Here is a 16,800-nt window from a genome sequence, read left to right as displayed (position 1 = left end):
GGGGCGACGGCGCCTCCTACAATCCGGGGATGAACGACAAGTACGCCCCCGCAGAGGTCGAGCGCGCCGCCCAGGCCCACTGGAACGCGGCCGATGCCTATCGCGTCACCGAGGACGCTTCCAAGGCCAAGTTCTATGCCTGCTCCATGCTGCCGTATCCCAGCGGCAAGCTGCACATGGGGCATGTGCGCAACTACACCATCAACGACATGCTCGCCCGCCAGCTGCGGATGAAGGGCATGAACGTGCTGATGCCCATGGGCTGGGACGCCTTTGGCCTGCCGGCCGAGAACGCGGCGATGAAGAACAAGGTGCCGCCGGCCGCCTGGACCTATTCCAACATCGCCCACATGAAGGGCCAGATGCAGGCCATGGGCCTGGCAATCGACTGGTCGCGCGAGGTGGCCACCTGTGATCCGGCCTACTACAAGTGGAACCAGTGGCTGTTCCTGAAGATGCTGGAGAAGGGCATTGCGGTGCGCCGCACCCAGGTCGTCAACTGGGACCCGGTGGACCAGACCGTGCTGGCCAACGAGCAGGTCATCGACGGCCGCGGCTGGCGCTCCGGCGCGCTGGTCGAGAAGCGCGAAATCCCCGGCTACTACCTGAACATCGTGCAGTACGCCGAAGAGCTGCTGTCGGCGGTGGCCAACCCCGAGGACCCGAACTACCTGTCGGGCTGGCCCGAGCGCGTGCGCCTGATGCAGGAGAACTGGATCGGCAAGAGCGCCGGCGTGCGCTTCGCGTTCCCGCACCAGATCCGCGGCGTCGACGGCGCGCTGATCCAGGATGGCCGGCTCTACGTGTTCACCACCCGCGCCGACACCATCATGGGCGTCACCTTCTGCGCGGTGGCGCCCGAGCACCCGCTGGCGGCGCATGCCGCCGCCGGCAACCCGGCCGTGGCCACCTTCATCGCCGAGTGCGCACAAGGTGGCACCACCGAGGCCGAACTCGCCACGCAGGAAAAGAAGGGCGTGCCCACCGGACTGACGGTCACCCACCCGCTGACCGGCGCCGAGGTGCCGGTCTGGGTGGGCAACTATGTGCTGATGAGCTACGGCGACGGTGCGGTGATGGGTGTGCCGGCGCACGATGAGCGCGACTTTGCCTTTGCGCTGAAGTACGGCATCGAGATCCGCCAGGTGATCGCCGCCGACGGCGAGACCTTCAGCGCCGCCGCCTGGGCCGACTGGTACGGTGACAAGCAGCGCGCGGTGTGCGTCAATTCCGGCGAGCTCGACGGCCTGTCGCACAAGGCGGCCGTCGACCGGGTCGCCGAGCTGCTGGCCGCGAAGGGCCTGGGCGAGAAGAAGACCACCTGGCGCCTGCGCGACTGGGGCATCAGCCGCCAGCGCTACTGGGGCACGCCGATCCCCATCATCCACTGCGAATCCTGTGGCGCCGTGCCGGTGCCCGAGAAAGACCTGCCGGTGGTGCTGCCCGAGGACCTGATCCCCGACGGCAGCGGCAACCCGCTGAACAAGTGCGAGGGCTTCCTGAACGTCGCCTGCCCTTGCTGCGGGAAACCGGCGCGGCGCGAGACGGACACGATGGACACCTTCATCGATTCGTCCTGGTACTACATGCGCTACTGCGACCCCACCAACGCCGACGCGATGGTGGCCGGCGGCACGCAGTACTGGATGGCCAATGGGGGCATGGACCAGTACATCGGCGGCATCGAGCACGCGATCCTGCACCTGCTGTACGCGCGCTTCTGGACCAAGGTGATGCGCGACATCGGCCTGGTCACCGTGGCCGAGCCCTTCAAGCGCCTGCTGACCCAGGGCATGGTGCTCAACCACATCTACAGCCGCCGCACCGAACAGGGCGGCATCGAGTACTTCTGGCCGCACGAGGTGGAGAACGTCTTCGACGCCAGCGGCAAGGCGGTGGTGGGCGCCAGGCTCAAGGCCGACGGCTCGCCGGTGGACTACGGCGGCATCGGCACGATGTCCAAGTCGAAGAACAACGGCGTCGACCCGCAGGAGCTGATCGACCGCTATGGCGCCGACACCGCGCGCCTGTTCGTGATGTTCGCCAGCCCGCCCGAGCAGACGCTGGAGTGGAACGACGCCGGTGTCGAGGGCGCGCACCGCTTCCTCAAGCGCGTCTGGGCCTTCGGCGCGAAGAACGCCGAGGCGCTGAAGGCCGCGGCCGATGGCGGCGCCGGGTTGCGCGCCGATGCGAAGGCGCTGCGCCGCGAGGTGCACCTGGTGCTCAAGCAGGTCAGCTACGACTACGAGCGCATGCAGTACAACACCGTCGTCTCCGGGGCGATGAAGCTGCTCAATGCGCTGGAAGCCTACAAGAGCGACGGCTCCGAGGGCGACGCGGCGGTGCTGCGCGAAGGCCTGTCGGTGCTGCTGCGCGCGCTCTACCCCGCCTGCCCGCACATCACCCACGCGCTGTGGGTGGAGCTGGGCTACGCGGCGCGCCTGGGCGATCTGCTCGATGCCCCCTGGCCGCAGGTCGACGAGACCGCGCTGGTGCAGGACGAGATCGAGCTGGTGCTGCAGATCGCCGGCAAGATGCGCGGTGCGGTGAAGGTACCGGCTGACGCCGACAAGGCGGCCATCGAGGCCGCGGCGCTGGCCAGCCCCGAGTTCGCCAAATTCAGCGAAGGCAAGCCGGCGAAGAAGGTCGTCGTCGTGCCGGGCCGTCTGGTCAACATCGTCGTCTGATGCAGCGCCGCGCCGGCCTGGTCCTGCTGGGCGCCAGCCTGCTGGCCGGCTGCGGCTTTGCGCTGCGCCAGCCCACCGAGGTGCCGTACGAGCGCATCGCGCTGGCGGGCTTCAAACCGCGCTCGCCGATGGCCGAGGCGCTGCGCCGTGAGCTGCCGGCCCGGGTGCGCATCGTCGAAGCCGCTGCGCAGGCCCAGGTGCAGGTGGTGGCCGACGAGGACGTGCTGCACCGCACCGTCGTGGCGTCCACCGCGGTGGGGCAGGTGCGCGAGTTCCGCCTTCGGGTGCGGCTGCGCTTTCACTTCGCGCGGCCGGACGGCGAGGCCCTGAGCGGCGTGACCGAGCTTGAGCAGATGCGCGACCTCAGCTATTCCGAGACCGCCGCGCTGGGCAAGGAGGTCGAGGAGGCCGAGCTGCTGCGCGAGATGCGCGCCGACATCGCCCGCCAGGTGGTGCGGCGCCTGGCGGCGCTGGGCCAGACCGGGCGCTGAATGCAGATCCGCGCCGACCAGCTGGCCACCGCGCTGCAGCGCCAGGGCCTCAAGCCGATCTACACGATCCACGGCGACGAGCCGCTGCTGGCCCAGGAAGCGGCCGACCTGCTGCGCGCCCGGGCGCGCGAGGAGGGCTATGCCGACCGCCAGGTCTTCGTCGTCAGCGGCGCCCACTTCGACTGGAGCAGCGTGCTGGGGGCGGCGCAGTCGATGGGCCTGTTCGCTGATCGCCAGCTGATCGAGATCCGCATCCCGTCCGGCAAGCCGGGCAAGGACGGTGGCGGCGCGCTGCAGCAGTACTGCGAGCAACTGGGCGAGGGCGTGCTGACCCTGGTGCACCTGCCGCGGCTGGATAAGCAGCAGCAGTCCAGCGCCTGGTTCTCGGCGCTGGACGGCGCCGGTGCCACCGTGCGCGTCGACCCGATCGAGCGTCACCAGCTGCCGGCCTGGATCGGCCGCCGCCTGGCCGCCCAGGGCCAGCCGGTGCCGCCGGGCGAGGAGGGCGAGCGCGCGCTGGCCTTCTTCGCCGACCGGGTCGAGGGCAACCTGCTGGCGGCCCACCAGGAACTGCAGAAGCTGGCCCTGCTGCACCCGCCGGGCGAGCTGGGCTTGGCGCAGATCGAGGCCGCGGTGCTGGACGTGGCACGCTACGACGCGCGCCAGTTCGTCGCCGCGGTACTGGGCGGCCAGGTGGGCCGGGCGCTGCGCATGCTCGACACCCTGAAGGCCGAGGGCGAGGCGCCGGTGCTGGTGCACTGGACCCTGGCCGAGGAACTGCGCGCGCTGCAGCGGGCACGCACCGCGCTCGACAGTGGCAAGCCGATGCCGGTGGCGCTGCGCGAGGCGCGGGTCTGGGGCGAGCGCGAGCGGCAGTTCGAGCGCCTGCTGCCGTTACTCGGGCGTGACTCGCTGGCCGCCCTGGTGACCGCCGCCAGCCAGTGTGACGGCCTGGTCAAGGGCCTGCGCCACCCCGGCTGGCCCACCGATCCCTGGGACGCCTTGCGCCGTTTGGCCTTGTCGGCATTGGAGATTTCGGCCCGTGGCGGGCGCCAGGGCGCGTCACCCGGCCGCCTGGCGCTGCATCTGTCCACCCCCTAAAGCGGGATACCCCTGGCCCTTGCATCGGCCAGGGGCGACGACAGAATGGGGTCGTCCGGTTGTTCGCGTCCGGCGACCCGATCCCTCCCCCATGCCCCACCCCGAACGACGTCAGCCGAAGCGCCTGCTGAACCGGTCCGTCCACCGCTCGCCTGCGGCGGCCCGGCCGGCCGTGGCGTCCGTCGCCGCCCGCGGCGCGGTGTCGCTGCGCCTGCTGCTGATGGTTGCGCTGGTGGCGGCGCTGCTGCTGCCGGTGGTGGTGCTGAGCTGGCTGGCGCCGCGACCGGCGGCCTCGCTGGAGCTGCTGCCGGTGCTGGCCTGGCAGGTGGGTGCGGTGCTGCTGGTGCTGACCGCGGTCTGGATGCTGGGCGTGCTGCGCCCGCTGATGCGCCTGCGGGCCGCCGCGATCGGCCTGGCCGACATGCGCGGCGAGGGCGTGCAGGTCTGCCGCCCCGGCTGGCGCCCGCTGGGCAGCGAGCTCGACCAGATCACCCGGCTGCTGCAGCAGGCCCAGGGCCGCATGGCCGGGCTGCTGGGCGAGCTGGAGGAGCGTCACCGCGAGATGCACCGCATGGCGATGTACGACGCCCTCACCGGCCTGCCCAACCGCCGGATGCTGCGCGAAATGTTCGACCGCGCGGCTGCCCAGGCGCGGCGCCAGAACCGCCCCATGGCGGTGCTGTTCATCGACCTGGACCACTTCAAGGAAGTCAACGACCGCCACGGCCACCCGGCCGGGGATGAGCTGCTGCAGACCATCGCCCGGCGCCTGCAGGACACGCTGCGCCGTGCCGATCTGATCGGCCGCTTGGCCGGCGACGAGTTCGTCGCGCTGCTGCAGGACGCCAGCGACCCGCAGCACCTGGCGCACACCACGCTGCGGGTGATCCACGCGGTGGAGCAGCCGGTGCCCCTGGACGGTGGCCGCATTCAGGGCGAGGTCTCGGCCAGCGTGGGCGTGGCCCGCTTCCCGGCCGACGGCGACGATTTCGACCAGCTGCTCGACCACGCCGACCAGGCGATGTACCAGGCCAAGATGCTGGGCCGGGGCCGCTTCGCGCTGTTCCAGCCCCAGCTCTCGCCGGGCGAGCGACCGATCGGTGCCGACGGCGAGATGCTGCGCGCCTTCGACGACGACGAGCTGCAGCTGTTCTTCCAGCCGGTCATCGACACCGAAACCGGCCAGGCCGTCGGCGCCGAGGCCCTGATCCGCTGGCAGCACCCCAGCGAAGGCCTGCTGCCGCCCTCGCGCATCATCCACCGCGCCGAGGAAACCGGCGCGCTGCACCGGCTGGAGCTGCGCACGCTGGACCAGGCCTGTGCCCAGCTGGCCGCCTGGAAGCGCATGGGTCTGAAGCCGGGCAAAGTCTCGATCAATGTGTCGGCCCCCGAATTCCGCCACGCCGCCTGGGCCGAGGAACTGGGCCAGGCGCTGACCCGCCACGGCATCCACCGCGGCGAGCTGGCTGTCGAGCTGACCGAGGGCACGCTGATGGGCGACGCCGAGGACACCGCCCAGCGCCTGCGCGCGCTGCGCAGCCTGGGCGTGCCGCTGGTGATCGACGATTTCGGCTCGGGCCCGATCTCGCTGGCCCGGCTGGGCGAGCTGCAGCCGGCCATGGTCAAGCTGGATGCGGGCTTCGTGCAGCGTCTGCCGCAGGATGTGGCGGCGCGCGCGCTGGTGTCGGGCATCGTCGGTCTGGCGCGCAGCCTGGGCATCACCGTGATCGCCGAGGGCGTCGAGACCGAGGCCCAGCGCGACATGCTGGCCGACCTGGGCTGCCCGCTGCAGCAGGGCTACCTGTTCGCCCGGCCGCAGCCGGCGCTGCCCGAGCCGGCCTGGCCGCTGCCGCACGCCGAGCCCGACCTGGAGCCCTGGCCGCTCGAGGGCGCCAACGACGCCATGCTGTCGCCGCTGGACGCATTGCAGCCCAACCGCCAGCTCGGCCTGCGCTGAGCACCGGCGCGCGGCCGGTCCGCAGCGAGCGTCAGCCCAGCGCGTCCACCAGCATCGTCAGCGCGCGCACCACGGTGGCGCTGCGCACCGCGGTCCGGTCCCCTTCGAAGACCTGGCACTCGGCCCGGGTGTCGCCGCCGCGCCGTCCCAGCGCCAGCCACACCGTGCCCACCGGCTTGGTCGCTGAGCCGCCGCCCGGCCCGGCAATGCCGGTCACCGCCAGCGACCAGTCGGCGTCGCTGTGCTGCAGCGCGCCCTCGGCCATCGCGCGCGCCACCGGCTCGCTCACCGCGCCGTGGCGCTCGATCAGTGCCGCAGGCACGCCCAGCAGCTCGTGCTTGGCGGCATTGCTGTAGGTGACGAAGCCGCGCTCGAACCAGTCCGACGAGCCCGCCAGCACGGTGCAGCTGGCGGCGATCAGGCCGCCGGTGCAGCTCTCGGCGGTGGTCAGCCGCTGGCCGCGGGCGCGCAGGCCCTGCGCCACCTGCTCCAGCAGCGGCGCCAGTGCCTGGGGGTCATCGATCAGCCGCATCAGGTACCGGCCCGCCACAGGGCCATGACGATCAGTGTGCAGAAGGCCGCCACCAGGTCGTCGAACAGGATGCCGAAGCCCTGGCGCCAGCCGGGCGCCTCGCCGGGCCTGGCCTTGAAGAGCCGATCCGCCCAGCCCACCGGGCCGGGCTTGGCGGCGTCGAACAGGCGGAACAGCGCGAAGGCCACCAGCTGGGTCCACCAGCCGGCCGGCGTGACCACCCACAACACCAGCCAGATCGCCAGCCATTCGTCCCAGACCACCGCGCCGGGGTCGGCGGTGCGCATGGCCTGCGCGGTGCGGGTGCAGGCCCACCAGCCGACGACGAAACCGGCCAGCAGCAGCGCGGCCCATTGGCCATCGTCCAGCCGGCCTTCCAGCAGATGGAAGGCCACCCAGGCCCACAGCGTGCCCACCGTGCCCGGGGCCATCGGCGCCAGACCGCTGCCCGCGCCCAGCGAAAGGAAGTGCAACGGTGAGGACAGCAGCAGTCGCCAGTCGGCCCGCCGCGGGGCACCGACGATCTGCGCGTCGCTGACCTCGGGGGCGGTGCTCATGGCGCGGCGAAATGGTCGAAGCCGCGCCAGCCGCGCAGGTCCAGCGCGGCGCCCTGGCCATCGCGCACGACCAGGCCGGGCTCGGCGGTGACGCGGCCAATCCGGGTGACCGCCACACCGGCGGCGGCGCCGGCGGCGCGCACGCCCTGGGCGTGGGATTCGGGCGCGGCAAACAGCAGCTCGTAGTCGTCGCCGCCAGCCAGCAGGCAGGTGCGCTGCAGCGCCGCGGGCTGGGCGGCCAGCAGGGGGCTGCGCGGCAGCGCGGCCTCGTCCAGCTCGGCGCCCACGCCGGAGAGCGCCAGCACATGGCCCAGGTCGCCCAGCAGGCCGTCGGACAGGTCGATCGCCGCGCTGGCCACGCCGCGCAGGGCGCGGCCCAGGGCCACGCGTGGCATGGGTGTTTCCATCGCCCGGCGGGCCTGCTCAAAGCCCTCGCCGGCCAGCGCCACGGTGCCGCGGAAGGCCTCCAGCGCCAGCCGCGCATCGCCCAGCGCGCCGCTGACCCACAGCGCATCGCCCGGCCGCGCGCCGCTGCGCAGCAGCGCCTCGCCGGGGGGCACCTCGCCGAAGACGGTGATGCCGATCGTCAGCGGTCCGGCGGTGGTGTCGCCGCCGACCAGTTCGATGCCGTGTTCATCGGCCAAGGCCAGCAGGCCCTGGGCGAAGGGGGCCAGGAAGGCCTCGTCGGCGCGCGGCAGCGCCAGGCTGAGGGTGAAGGCCAGCGGCTCGGCGCCGCTGGCGGCCAGGTCGCTGAGGTTGACCGCCAGCGCCTTGTGGCCCAGCCGCGCCGGGTCGACCGTGGACAGGAAATGCCGGCCCTCGACCAGCAGGTCGGTGGACACCGCCAGTTGCAGGCCGGGACGCACGCGCAGCAGCGCGCAGTCGTCGCCCACGCCCAGCGCGGCGCGCTGCACCGGGCGGCGGAAGAAGCGGTCGATCAGCGCGAATTCACCGAGGGCCATGGGCGGCATTGTCGCCCACGCCCTGCTGGTAGATCGCCTCGGCCAGCGCCAGCAGCTCGGCCTTGGGCAGGGCGCCGGTCAGCGCGTAACCGGCGCCGCCCTCCACCCAGTAGAACTGGCCCAGGCCGTCCTGCTCGCGGTACTGGAAGGCGGCGGGCGTGCCCGCCTCGGGCTTGCGCAGATAGACCGTCACCCGGCCGCCATCGGCGCGCTCGTACATCAGCTGGGCGCCGGGCGCGCCGCCATCCGGCAGCAGGCGGCCGCCCACCAGCTGGTAGCCGCGGGCCTGCAGGTCGAACAGCTTGACCGGCACCGACAGGCGCTTGGTCAGCCAGGCGGCCAGGTGCTGTTCCTGGGCGGCGATGGCCTGGCCATCGTCACCGCGCACCGACACCTCCACCGGGTGGCGCTTCTCGGGCACGTAGACCGCGTGGGCGGCGGCGGCGCGCTGCACCCAGGGGGTGGCCGTGGCCAGCGCGGTGCCGCCACCGCTCCAGCGCCCCGCGGCAAAGCCGGCCAGACCAGTGGCCAGGGCCAGCGCGGCGGCCAGCGCGGGACGACGCCAGGCGCCGTCGTTGGCAGGCGCGGCCTGCAGGCGCTGCACCCAGGCCTCGGGCAGCGGCTCGGCCAGCTCGGCGTCCAGGCGCTGGCGCAGCGCGTCACGGTCGGCGGCCCACAGACGCACGCGGGCGGCTTCTTCAGGGTGGGCCTGCAGCCAGGTTTCGACGGCCTTGCGCTCGGGCGGCGGCAGCTCGCCATCCAGCCAGGCCTGCAGGCGGGCGTCGGAGGGGGAAGGGGTGGAGGCGTTCATGGCTCAGACCACACGTTTGAGCGGCACCGGCGGCCGCGCGGGCGGCGCGCCGTCCAGCGCCTGGCGCAGCGCGGCACGGGCGCGCGACAGGCGCGACATCACTGTGCCGGCGGGCACCTGCAGCACCTCGGCGCACTCGGCGTAACTCAACTGCTCGACGCCCACCAGCAGCAGCACCTCGCGGTGCAGCGGCGCCAGCTGGGCAAAGGCCGCCAGCAGGTCGATGCGCAGCCCCGGGTCACGCGGGCCGTGGTGGGCCTGGGCGTCCTGCAGGTGGGCCAGCTCGTCCGGCGGCAGGCCCTGGGTGCGGCGCTCGCGGCGCAGGGTGTCGTGGTGGGCGTTGTGGGCGATCGACAGCAGCCAGACCAGCAGGTCACGCCGCTGGTCGAACTGGTGCCAGTGGCTCAGCGCCCGCTCGATCGTGCCTTGCACCAGGTCGTCGACGCCGGCGGCGTCGTGCACCAGGGTGCGGGCATAGCGCCGCAGCCGCGGGAGGGCGTCCAGCAGCTGGCGGCGGAAGGGCTCGGGGGCGTGCATCACACGGTAGACGTCGCGCGGCGCCCGAATATTCCCACGGCCCGCAGCCCGGTCTCTTGAAATACCGTCGCCGGTACCCATGATGCTGGACATGGACTCTTCGAACGCTCCCCACATCGTCTGCACCCACTGCGGCGCCACCAACCGCGTCCCGGCCCAGCGCCTGGGTGAGGACCCCAGCTGCGGCCGCTGCGGCCATGCGCTGCTGCCGGGCGAGCCGGTGGAGCTGACCGACGCCAACTTCGCCCAGGTGGTGAACGGCACCGACCTGCCGGTGATCGTCGACGTCTGGGCCGCGTGGTGCGGGCCCTGCCGGATGATGGCGCCGCAGTTCGCGGCCGCCGCGGTGCAGATGAAGGGCCGGGCGCTGTTCGCCAAGCTCGATTCCGACGCCCACCCGCGCACCGCCGGTGCGCTGGGCATCCGCAGCATCCCCACGCTGATCAAGCTGCAGCGCGGTCAGGAGCTGGCGCGCCAGTCCGGGGCGCTGCCCGCCGCACAGATCGTCGCTTTCGCGGGCTGATCGCCGCCGAATATTCGGCGGCCGGGCGCCTACACTCGGCACTCCCACCAGGAGTGCTTTCCGATGAAACCGGTCACCCATGTGCTGGTCGTCAGTGCCGACCCGGCCTGGCGCCAGCCGGTGTGTGACGGCCTGAACCAGGCCGCCGCCCAACGCGACAACCCCCATGGCCTGCTGGCCGTGCCCTGTGCCTGCGACACCAGCGCGCTGGAAGCCGCCCTGTCCACTCAGCACGGCGCCGACGTGCAGGTGGTGCTGGTCGACCACGGCCCCGCCGGCAGCGGCCAGGGCCCGGCCGCGGTGCTGCTGGCGCAGCGCCTGATCGACGCCCGCCCCGAGTTGTCGCTCTACATGGTGCTGGAGGACGACGCCGACAAGCTGCTGGTCGAGCAACTCGCCAGCGACGCGGTGGACGGCTATTTCTTCCGCGGCGAGGACGACCCGGTCGGCTGGCTGCGCATCCTGGCCGCCGAAGTGGCCGAGAAGGCCGACACCCCGTTCTACGACGCGCTGCGCGACTATGTGGCGCAGGCCAAGGACAGCTGGCACACGCCCGGCCACGCCGGCGGCGACGCCTTCAAGGGCAGCCCCTGGGTGGGCGATTTCCACGGCTTCGTCGGCGAGGAGATGCTGCGCGCCGACCTCTCCTGCAGCGTGCCCGCGCTGGACTCGCTGCTGCACCCCACCGGCGTGATCGCGCAGGCGCAGCGGCTGGCGGCCAAGGCCTTCGGCGCGCGCGCCACCTACTTCGCCACCAACGGCACCAGCACCTCCAACAAGGTCATCTTCCAGAGCCTGCTGACACCCGGCGACAAGCTGCTGCTGGACCGCAACTGCCACAAGAGCGTGCACCACGGCGTGATCCTGTCGGGGGCGCGGCCGGTGTACCTGGACTCGGCGGTGAACCGCCACTTCGGCCTGTTCGGCCCGGTGCCCAAGGCCACGATCGCGCGTGCCATTGCCGAGCACCCGGATGCCCAGGTGCTGATCCTCACCAGCTGCACCTACGACGGCCTGCGCTACGACCTGCGCCCCATCATCGAGATGGCACACGCCGCGGGCATCAAGGTCATCGTCGACGAGGCTTGGTACGGCCACGCGCGCTTCCACCCTGAGCTGCGCCCCACCGCGCTAGAGTGCGGCGCCGACTACGCCACGCAGAGCACGCACAAGGTGCTGTCGGCCTTCTCGCAGGCCAGCATGATCCACGTGAACGACCCGGGCTTTGACGAGCACCTGTTCCGTGAGAACTTCAACATGCACGCCAGCACCAGCCCGCAGTACACGCTGATCGCCAGCCTGGACGTGGCGCGCAAGCAGGCGGTGATGGAGGGCTACCGGCTGCTGGATCGCTCGCTGGCCTTCGCGCGCGAGCTGCGCGAGAAGATCAACGCCACCGGCGCCTTCCGCGTGCTGTCGCTCGAGGAGCTGCTGCCCGAAGAGCTGAAGGGCGACGGCATCCGCCTGGACCCGACCAAGCTCACCATCGACATCAGCGCCAGCGGCTGGAGCGCCGACGCGCTGCGCGACGAGCTGATCGGCCGCTTCAACATCCAGGTCGAGAAGAACACCCACAACACGCTGACGCTGCTGCTGACCATCGGCACCACGCGCTCCAAGGTCTCGCGCCTGTTCGACGCCATGCTGCGCCTGACCAAGGAGCGCCGCACGCCGCTGACCTACGCCCGCATGCCCGAGGCGCCGCGCTTCAGCGCGCTGGCCTGCCTGCCGCGCGACGCCTTCTACGAGGCCGGCGAGCGCCTGCCGCTGCTCGACGAATCGGGCCAGCCCAATGCCGCGCTGTCGGGTCGTGTCTGCTGCGACCAGATCGTGCCCTACCCGCCGGGCATCCCGGTGCTGGTGCCGGGCCAGGTGATCGAGCCCGCGGTGGTGGCCTACCTGGTGCGCCTGCTGCAGACCCAGCGCAGCATCGACCTGCACGGCCTGGCCACGCAGGACGGCGAATGGCATCTGCGCGTGCTGACCCCGGCCGAGCAGGCAGCGCTGCCGCCGCTCGATCGCGCCTCCTAAAGGCCCTGCACGTTCCGGGGCCGTTACCGCCGGCTGGCTCCGGCGGGCCCGCGTGACTAGACTCGAAACCTTCACGCTCGTGATGCGCATGAGAGACGTGCGCGGAGGTGTCATGGAACGTCGCACGACAGTCGGCTGGTCGTTGGCCCTGCTGCTGGCCGGCCTGATTGCCGCCGGGGCCGGCACCCTGGTGCACCGGCACAACGCCGAGCAGCGCGAGCAACGTCTGGATCGACTGGCCGATCGGGCCGTCGCGCGTGTGGAGTCGAGGGTCCGCACCTACGAGTACGGCCTGCGAGGCGCCCGGGGTGCGGTGGTGGTGATCGGACTCGATGACCTGACGCGCTACCGGTTCCAGTCCTACATTGCCACCCGCGATCTGCCGCGCGAGTTTCCCGGGGCCCATGGTTTCGGCTTCATCCGGCGCATCGACCCGTCGCGCCAGACCGACTTTGTCAATGCCCAGCGCCGAGACGGGCGGCCCGACTTCAGCATCCGGCAGTTCGAGCCCCATGACGGCGATCTCTTCGTCATCGAGCACATCGAGCCCGAAGCCGCGAACCGCGTGGCCGCCGGCCTGGACATTGCGTCCGAGCCGCGACGCCGCAGGGCAGCCGAGGAGGCCGAACGGCGCGGCCAGGCCATCCTGACGGGGCCGATCACCCTGGTTCAGCAGGATCGTCAGCTCGATGGCGGCCTGCTGATGCTGCTGCCGGTGTTCGATCCGCGCGGGGCGCTGGACCGGGCCGCGGGCTGGGTCTACGCGCCGCTGCTGCTCAGCGAGGTGATGGCCGGCTACGACTACGAGGGCAATACCTTCGCCCTGGTCATCGACGACATCACGGACGGCGCGGCGTCGCCGCAACGCGGCTTCCTCTCGGCCGGCTTCGAGGCCCTGGCCACCGATCTGCCGGCCACCACACGCAGCCTGGACCTGTATGGCCGCCGCTGGCGCATCGGCCTGCAGACCACACCCGCCTTCATCGTGGGGCTGCGCGAGACCTCGGCGGTCCAGGTCGGGGTGGCGGCCTTCCTGCTGCAAGTGCTGTTGCTGGGTGGCCTGGCCTACTACCTGCGCAGCAGCCTGCGCCTGCGCCAGGCGCACGAGGACCATGCCCAGCTCGCGGCGATCGTCGAGAACTCGATCGACGCCATCATCGGCAAGCGGGGCGATGGCGTGGTGACCAGCTGGAACCGTGCCGCCGAGCTGATGTTCGGCTACACGCGCGAGCAGGCGCTGGGTCGACCGCTGGCCGAACTGATCATCCCCCCCGAACTGCTGGACGAAGAGGTGCGCATCCTCGGGCGCATCGCCAGCGGCGAGCGGGTCAGTCACTTCGACACCGTGCGGCGCACCCGTGACGGCCGGCTGCTCAATGTCTCGATCGCGGTGTCGCCGATCCGCGATGAGCGCGGGCACATCGTCGGTGCCTCGAAGACGGTGCGCGACATCACGCTGCAGAAGGAGACCGAGCTGCGTATCCGCCAGCTCAATGCCACGCTGGAGCAGCAGGTGGCCGAGCGCACGCGGGAGCTGTTCCATGCGCTGGAGTCGGCGCAGCAGGCGGCGCAGGCCAAGTCGGCCTTCCTGGCCAACATGAGCCACGAGATCCGCACGCCGATGAACGCGGTGCTGGGCTTGGCCTACCTGGCCGAGCGCCAGTCGACCGACCCGACCGTGCGCTCGATGGTGGCCAAGATCGGCGAGTCCGGCCGGTCGCTGCTGCGCATCCTGAACGACGTGCTGGACTTCTCGAAGATCGAGCAGGGGCGGCTGGAACTGGAGGCCACCCCCTTTGACCTGCAGGGCGTGCTGGACCGCCTGGCCACGATGATGGGGGCCTCAGTGGGCGACAAGCCGGTGGAACTGGTGATCGCGCCGCTGCCCCCGGCGCTGCGCCGCGTGGTGGGCGACCCGACCCGGCTGGAGCAGGTGCTGGCCAACCTGGTGGGCAACGCGATCAAGTTCACTGCCAATGGCTATGTGCAGGTGGCCGTGCGGCTGGTCTCGGACCAGGACGGCGAACTGCTGCTGCGCTTCGTGGTGCAGGACAGCGGCATCGGGATTCCGTCGGACAAGCTGGCGCAGATCTTCGCGCCGTTCACCCAGGTCGATGCCAGCACCACGCGGCGCTTCGGCGGCACCGGCCTGGGACTGGCGATCTGCCGCGAACTGGTCACGCTGATGGGCGGCGAGATCGGTGCCGAGAGCGTCGAGGGCCGCGGCAGCGAGTTCTGGTTCACCGCCCGCCTGCGCCGCGACGATGAACCCGACGTGGCGCCGCGCCGCCTGCTGGGGTCGCTGCAGGTGCTGCTGGCCGATGACAACGCGATCGCACTCGATGCCCTGCAGCGCACCAGTGAGCAACTGGGCTGGCGCTGCCAGGCGGTGGGCGATGGCGAGGCCGCCCTGGCGGCCGTCACCACGGCAGAGCAGCCGCCCGACGTGCTGGTGCTGGATTGGCAGATGCCCATGCGCGACGGCCTGGCGGTGGCCCGCGCGCTGAAGGAAGGCGAGCCCCAGCAGCACCGCCCGGTGGTCATCATGGTCACGGCCCATTCGCGGGAACAGCTGTCGGGCCATCCGGACGCTGTCTTCGTTGACAGTGTGCTGGCCAAGCCGGTGACGGCATCAGCGCTCTACGACGCGGTCGCGCGGGCCATGCGCGAGCGGGGGCTGGTCGACCTCCCACGCCACTCGGCGGACGGGGCCCAGCGCCTGGCCGGCACGCGCGTGCTGCTGGTCGACGACAGCGACATCAACCGCGAACTGGCGCGCCGCATCCTGGAAGCCGAGGGCGCGGTGGTGGAGGAAGCCGCCGACGGCGAGCAGGCAGTGCGGTGGATGCAGCAGAACCCGAGCCGGGCCGATCTGGTGCTGATGGACATCCAGATGCCGGTGATGGACGGCCTCACCGCCACCGGCATGATCCGGCAGATTCCCGGCTGTGCGGCGTTGCCCGTGCTGGCACTGACCGCCGGCGCGTTCGCCAGTGATCGCGAAGCGGCGCTGGCCGCCGGCGTCAGCGCGGTGGTGACCAAGCCGTTCAACATCGACCACACGGTGGCGGTTATCCGTCGCCTGATTGACGAGCATCGTCCGGTGCCCGATGAGGCACCGGCCGCAGCGGCGCTCCCAGACCCGGCCACCGACGGCTTGATCGACTTTGCCGCCGGGCAACGCATCTGGGGCGATCCAACGATCTACCACCGCTACCTCGACCGCTTCTTCGGCGAATATGCCGGCTTCCCGGCCGAGGCGCGCGAACTGCCACTGCTCACGCTGGGGCGGGCGATGCACAAGTTCCGCGGCGCGGCGTCGGCCGTGTGTCTGCCGGCGCTGGTGGTCCAGGCCCAGGCCGTCGAGGAGCAACTGGTGGCCGGGCGGCCGGTCGAGTCGGCGCTGGCGTCGTTCGCGGCCACGATGGAGGCCACGCTCGCCGGCTGGGAGCGGTACCGCGAAGCGCTCACCCCGTCCTCGGCTGCCGCCACGCCGCAGGTCGTGGCCGCGCTGCGTCGCCTGGTGCGGTCGCTGGAATCGCAGGGCGACCCGCAGGCCGCGATGGCGGAGCTGGCCAGTCAGCTGCCTGAGCAGTCGCTGAGCGGCCTGCGTGCGGCCGTGTCGCGTGGCGATCGACGCGCCGCGGCCGACGAGGCGCGGGCGCTGGGGCATGCACTGCGAGAGGGCTAGCTGCCGCGGTAAGCTCGCCGCATGACGGTCGCGCTCGCCTCCCCGCCCCTACTCAACCTGGTGGGTGCCGGCCGCGTCGGCCGCACGCTGGCGCGGCTGTGGCAGCGCGCGGGCGTGGTGCAGGTGCAGGCCGTGCTGGCGCGCCAGCCTGAGAGCGCCGCGCAGGCGGTGGCGGTGATCGGCGCGGGCCGGGCGGTGGATCGGCTGGCGGCCCTGCCGCCGGCCGAGCTCTGGCTGCTGGCCGTGCCCGACTCCCAGATCGCGTCCGTGGCTGCGGCGCTGGCCGCGGCGGGCACCACACCCGCCATTGCCTGGCACGCCAGCGGTTTTCTGCCTGCGTCTGAAGCCGCGCCGCTGCAGGCCGCCGGCTGGTCGGTGGCCAGCACCCACCCGGCGCTGAGCTTTGCCGATGTCGACCAGGCCTGCGCCCAGTTCCCCGGCACGCTGTGCGCACTGGAGGGCGACGCCGCCGCGGTCGAACGCGCACGCGACGCCTTCCGGGCGATTGGCGGCCAGTGCGTGGACCTGGCCGCGGCCGACAAGCCGCTGTACCACGCGGCCGCGGTGTTCGCGTCCAACTTCGCGCCGGTGCTGCAGGCGGTGGCGGCCGGGCTGTGGCGCGACGTCGGGCTGCCCGCCGAGCGGGCCGAGGCCCTGGCCGCCGGCTTCCTGCAGCGCGCCGCAGCCAACCTGCAGGCGCTGGGCCCGCGCGGCGCGCTCACCGGCCCGGCGGCGCGGGGCGACACGCGGGTGCTGGCCGAGCAGGGCGCCGCGCTGGCCGCGCACGACCCGGTGCTGGGCCAGGCCTATGCGGCGCTGAGCGAATTGGCCGGTCGCTTGGCACGTGACGGGCACACGGGCGGCCCTCGACAGAACTGAGGATTCGCACCGCGGCACGCGTCCCTAAGCTCCCCTTCCAT

13 protein-coding genes are annotated in these 16,800 nt (G+C 72.1%); 8 read left to right on the top strand and 5 right to left on the bottom strand.

Features of this window, described 5'->3' with window-relative positions:
* The first annotated feature begins 29 nt into the window (after window positions 1-29).
* From leuS to KAK07_RS25710, 4 genes are all read left to right on the top strand, one after another.
* Window positions 30-2,687 (top strand): leucine--tRNA ligase, encoded by a 2,658-nt coding sequence (leuS, locus tag KAK07_RS07920; RefSeq protein WP_210860094.1) that lies wholly within the window; start codon window positions 30-32, stop codon window positions 2,685-2,687.
* Window positions 2,687-3,178 carry an LPS-assembly lipoprotein LptE gene (locus tag KAK07_RS07915; RefSeq protein WP_210852693.1) on the top strand — a complete coding sequence of 164 codons (492 nt, stop codon included), beginning with the start codon at window positions 2,687-2,689 and terminating at the stop codon, window positions 3,176-3,178. The genes leuS and KAK07_RS07915 overlap by 1 nt, the downstream gene beginning before the upstream one ends.
* Entirely contained in the window at window positions 3,179-4,279 is a 1,101-nt protein-coding gene (gene holA, locus KAK07_RS07910) for a DNA polymerase III subunit delta (protein WP_210860086.1), read from the top strand.
* Between the two features lie 91 nt (window positions 4,280-4,370).
* The gene (locus KAK07_RS25710) at window positions 4,371-6,236 is read left to right on the top strand and encodes a putative bifunctional diguanylate cyclase/phosphodiesterase (protein WP_210860085.1); all 1,866 of its coding nucleotides are present in this window, start codon (window positions 4,371-4,373) and stop codon (window positions 6,234-6,236) included.
* A 31-nt stretch (window positions 6,237-6,267) separates the two neighbouring features.
* Here the strand turns inward: KAK07_RS25710 and KAK07_RS07900 are convergent, their stop codons facing one another.
* The 5 genes from KAK07_RS07900 to KAK07_RS07880 are packed head-to-tail and all read right to left on the bottom strand — an operon-like array spanning window position 6,268 to window position 9,635.
* Window positions 6,268-6,768, bottom strand: a complete 501-nt coding sequence (locus KAK07_RS07900) for a CinA family protein (protein WP_210860084.1) — start codon at window positions 6,766-6,768, stop codon at window positions 6,268-6,270.
* Window positions 6,768-7,325: a phosphatidylglycerophosphatase A family protein gene (locus tag KAK07_RS07895; RefSeq protein WP_210860083.1), complete on the bottom strand. Its 558-nt coding sequence runs from the start codon at window positions 7,323-7,325 to the stop codon at window positions 6,768-6,770. The genes KAK07_RS07900 and KAK07_RS07895 overlap by 1 nt, the downstream gene beginning before the upstream one ends.
* Entirely contained in the window at window positions 7,322-8,287 is a 966-nt protein-coding gene (gene thiL / locus KAK07_RS07890; RefSeq protein ID WP_210860078.1) for a thiamine-phosphate kinase, read from the bottom strand. Before thiL ends, KAK07_RS07895 begins: the two co-directional genes overlap by 4 nt.
* The gene (locus KAK07_RS07885) at window positions 8,274-9,098 is read right to left on the bottom strand and encodes an anti-sigma factor family protein (RefSeq protein WP_210860076.1); all 825 of its coding nucleotides are present in this window, start codon (window positions 9,096-9,098) and stop codon (window positions 8,274-8,276) included. The genes thiL and KAK07_RS07885 overlap by 14 nt, the downstream gene beginning before the upstream one ends.
* Window positions 9,099-9,101: 3 nt before the next feature.
* Window positions 9,102-9,635, bottom strand: coding sequence for a sigma-70 family RNA polymerase sigma factor (locus KAK07_RS07880; RefSeq protein ID WP_210860074.1), 534 nt, complete (start codon window positions 9,633-9,635; stop codon window positions 9,102-9,104).
* A 91-nt stretch (window positions 9,636-9,726) separates the two neighbouring features.
* Between KAK07_RS07880 and trxC the strand changes: the two genes are divergently transcribed.
* From trxC to KAK07_RS07860, 4 genes are all read left to right on the top strand, one after another.
* Window positions 9,727-10,158, top strand: a complete 432-nt coding sequence (trxC, locus tag KAK07_RS07875) for a thioredoxin TrxC (protein ID WP_210860072.1) — start codon at window positions 9,727-9,729, stop codon at window positions 10,156-10,158.
* Between the two features lie 63 nt (window positions 10,159-10,221).
* Entirely contained in the window at window positions 10,222-12,189 is a 1,968-nt protein-coding gene (locus tag KAK07_RS07870; RefSeq protein WP_210860070.1) for an aminotransferase class I/II-fold pyridoxal phosphate-dependent enzyme, read from the top strand.
* Between the two features lie 112 nt (window positions 12,190-12,301).
* Window positions 12,302-15,880, top strand: a complete 3,579-nt coding sequence (locus tag KAK07_RS07865) for a response regulator (protein WP_210860068.1) — start codon at window positions 12,302-12,304, stop codon at window positions 15,878-15,880.
* A gap of 21 nt (window positions 15,881-15,901) precedes the next feature.
* Window positions 15,902-16,759, top strand: coding sequence for a Rossmann-like and DUF2520 domain-containing protein (locus KAK07_RS07860; RefSeq protein ID WP_210860066.1), 858 nt, complete (start codon window positions 15,902-15,904; stop codon window positions 16,757-16,759).
* The last annotated feature ends 41 nt before the right edge of the window (window positions 16,760-16,800 follow it).

The organism is Ideonella alba (assembly GCF_018069875.1).
GTDB lineage: Bacteria > Pseudomonadota > Gammaproteobacteria > Burkholderiales > Burkholderiaceae_C > Ideonella > Ideonella alba.
This window is presented reverse-complemented; position numbering and strand designations above follow the sequence as displayed.

Excerpts from the sequence above, each read along its gene's own strand:
- KAK07_RS07885 (WP_210860076.1), bottom strand. The coding sequence starts at position 9,098 with ATGAACGCCTCCACCCCTTCCCCCTCCGACGCCCGCCTGCAGGCCTGG.
- KAK07_RS07915 (WP_210852693.1), top strand. The coding sequence starts at position 2,687 with ATGCAGCGCCGCGCCGGCCTGGTCCTGCTGGGCGCCAGCCTGCTGGCC.
- KAK07_RS07880 (WP_210860074.1), bottom strand. The coding sequence starts at position 9,635 with ATGCACGCCCCCGAGCCCTTCCGCCGCCAGCTGCTGGACGCCCTCCCG.
- KAK07_RS07870 (WP_210860070.1), top strand. The coding sequence starts at position 10,222 with ATGAAACCGGTCACCCATGTGCTGGTCGTCAGTGCCGACCCGGCCTGG.
- thiL (WP_210860078.1), bottom strand. The coding sequence starts at position 8,287 with ATGGCCCTCGGTGAATTCGCGCTGATCGACCGCTTCTTCCGCCGCCCG.
- trxC (WP_210860072.1), top strand. The coding sequence starts at position 9,727 with ATGGACTCTTCGAACGCTCCCCACATCGTCTGCACCCACTGCGGCGCC.
- KAK07_RS07895 (WP_210860083.1), bottom strand. The coding sequence starts at position 7,325 with ATGAGCACCGCCCCCGAGGTCAGCGACGCGCAGATCGTCGGTGCCCCG.
- KAK07_RS07865 (WP_210860068.1), top strand. The coding sequence starts at position 12,302 with ATGGAACGTCGCACGACAGTCGGCTGGTCGTTGGCCCTGCTGCTGGCC.
- KAK07_RS25710 (WP_210860085.1), top strand. The coding sequence starts at position 4,371 with ATGCCCCACCCCGAACGACGTCAGCCGAAGCGCCTGCTGAACCGGTCC.
- leuS (WP_210860094.1), top strand. The coding sequence starts at position 30 with ATGAACGACAAGTACGCCCCCGCAGAGGTCGAGCGCGCCGCCCAGGCC.
- KAK07_RS07900 (WP_210860084.1), bottom strand. The coding sequence starts at position 6,768 with ATGCGGCTGATCGATGACCCCCAGGCACTGGCGCCGCTGCTGGAGCAG.
- holA (WP_210860086.1), top strand. The coding sequence starts at position 3,179 with ATGCAGATCCGCGCCGACCAGCTGGCCACCGCGCTGCAGCGCCAGGGC.
- KAK07_RS07860 (WP_210860066.1), top strand. The coding sequence starts at position 15,902 with ATGACGGTCGCGCTCGCCTCCCCGCCCCTACTCAACCTGGTGGGTGCC.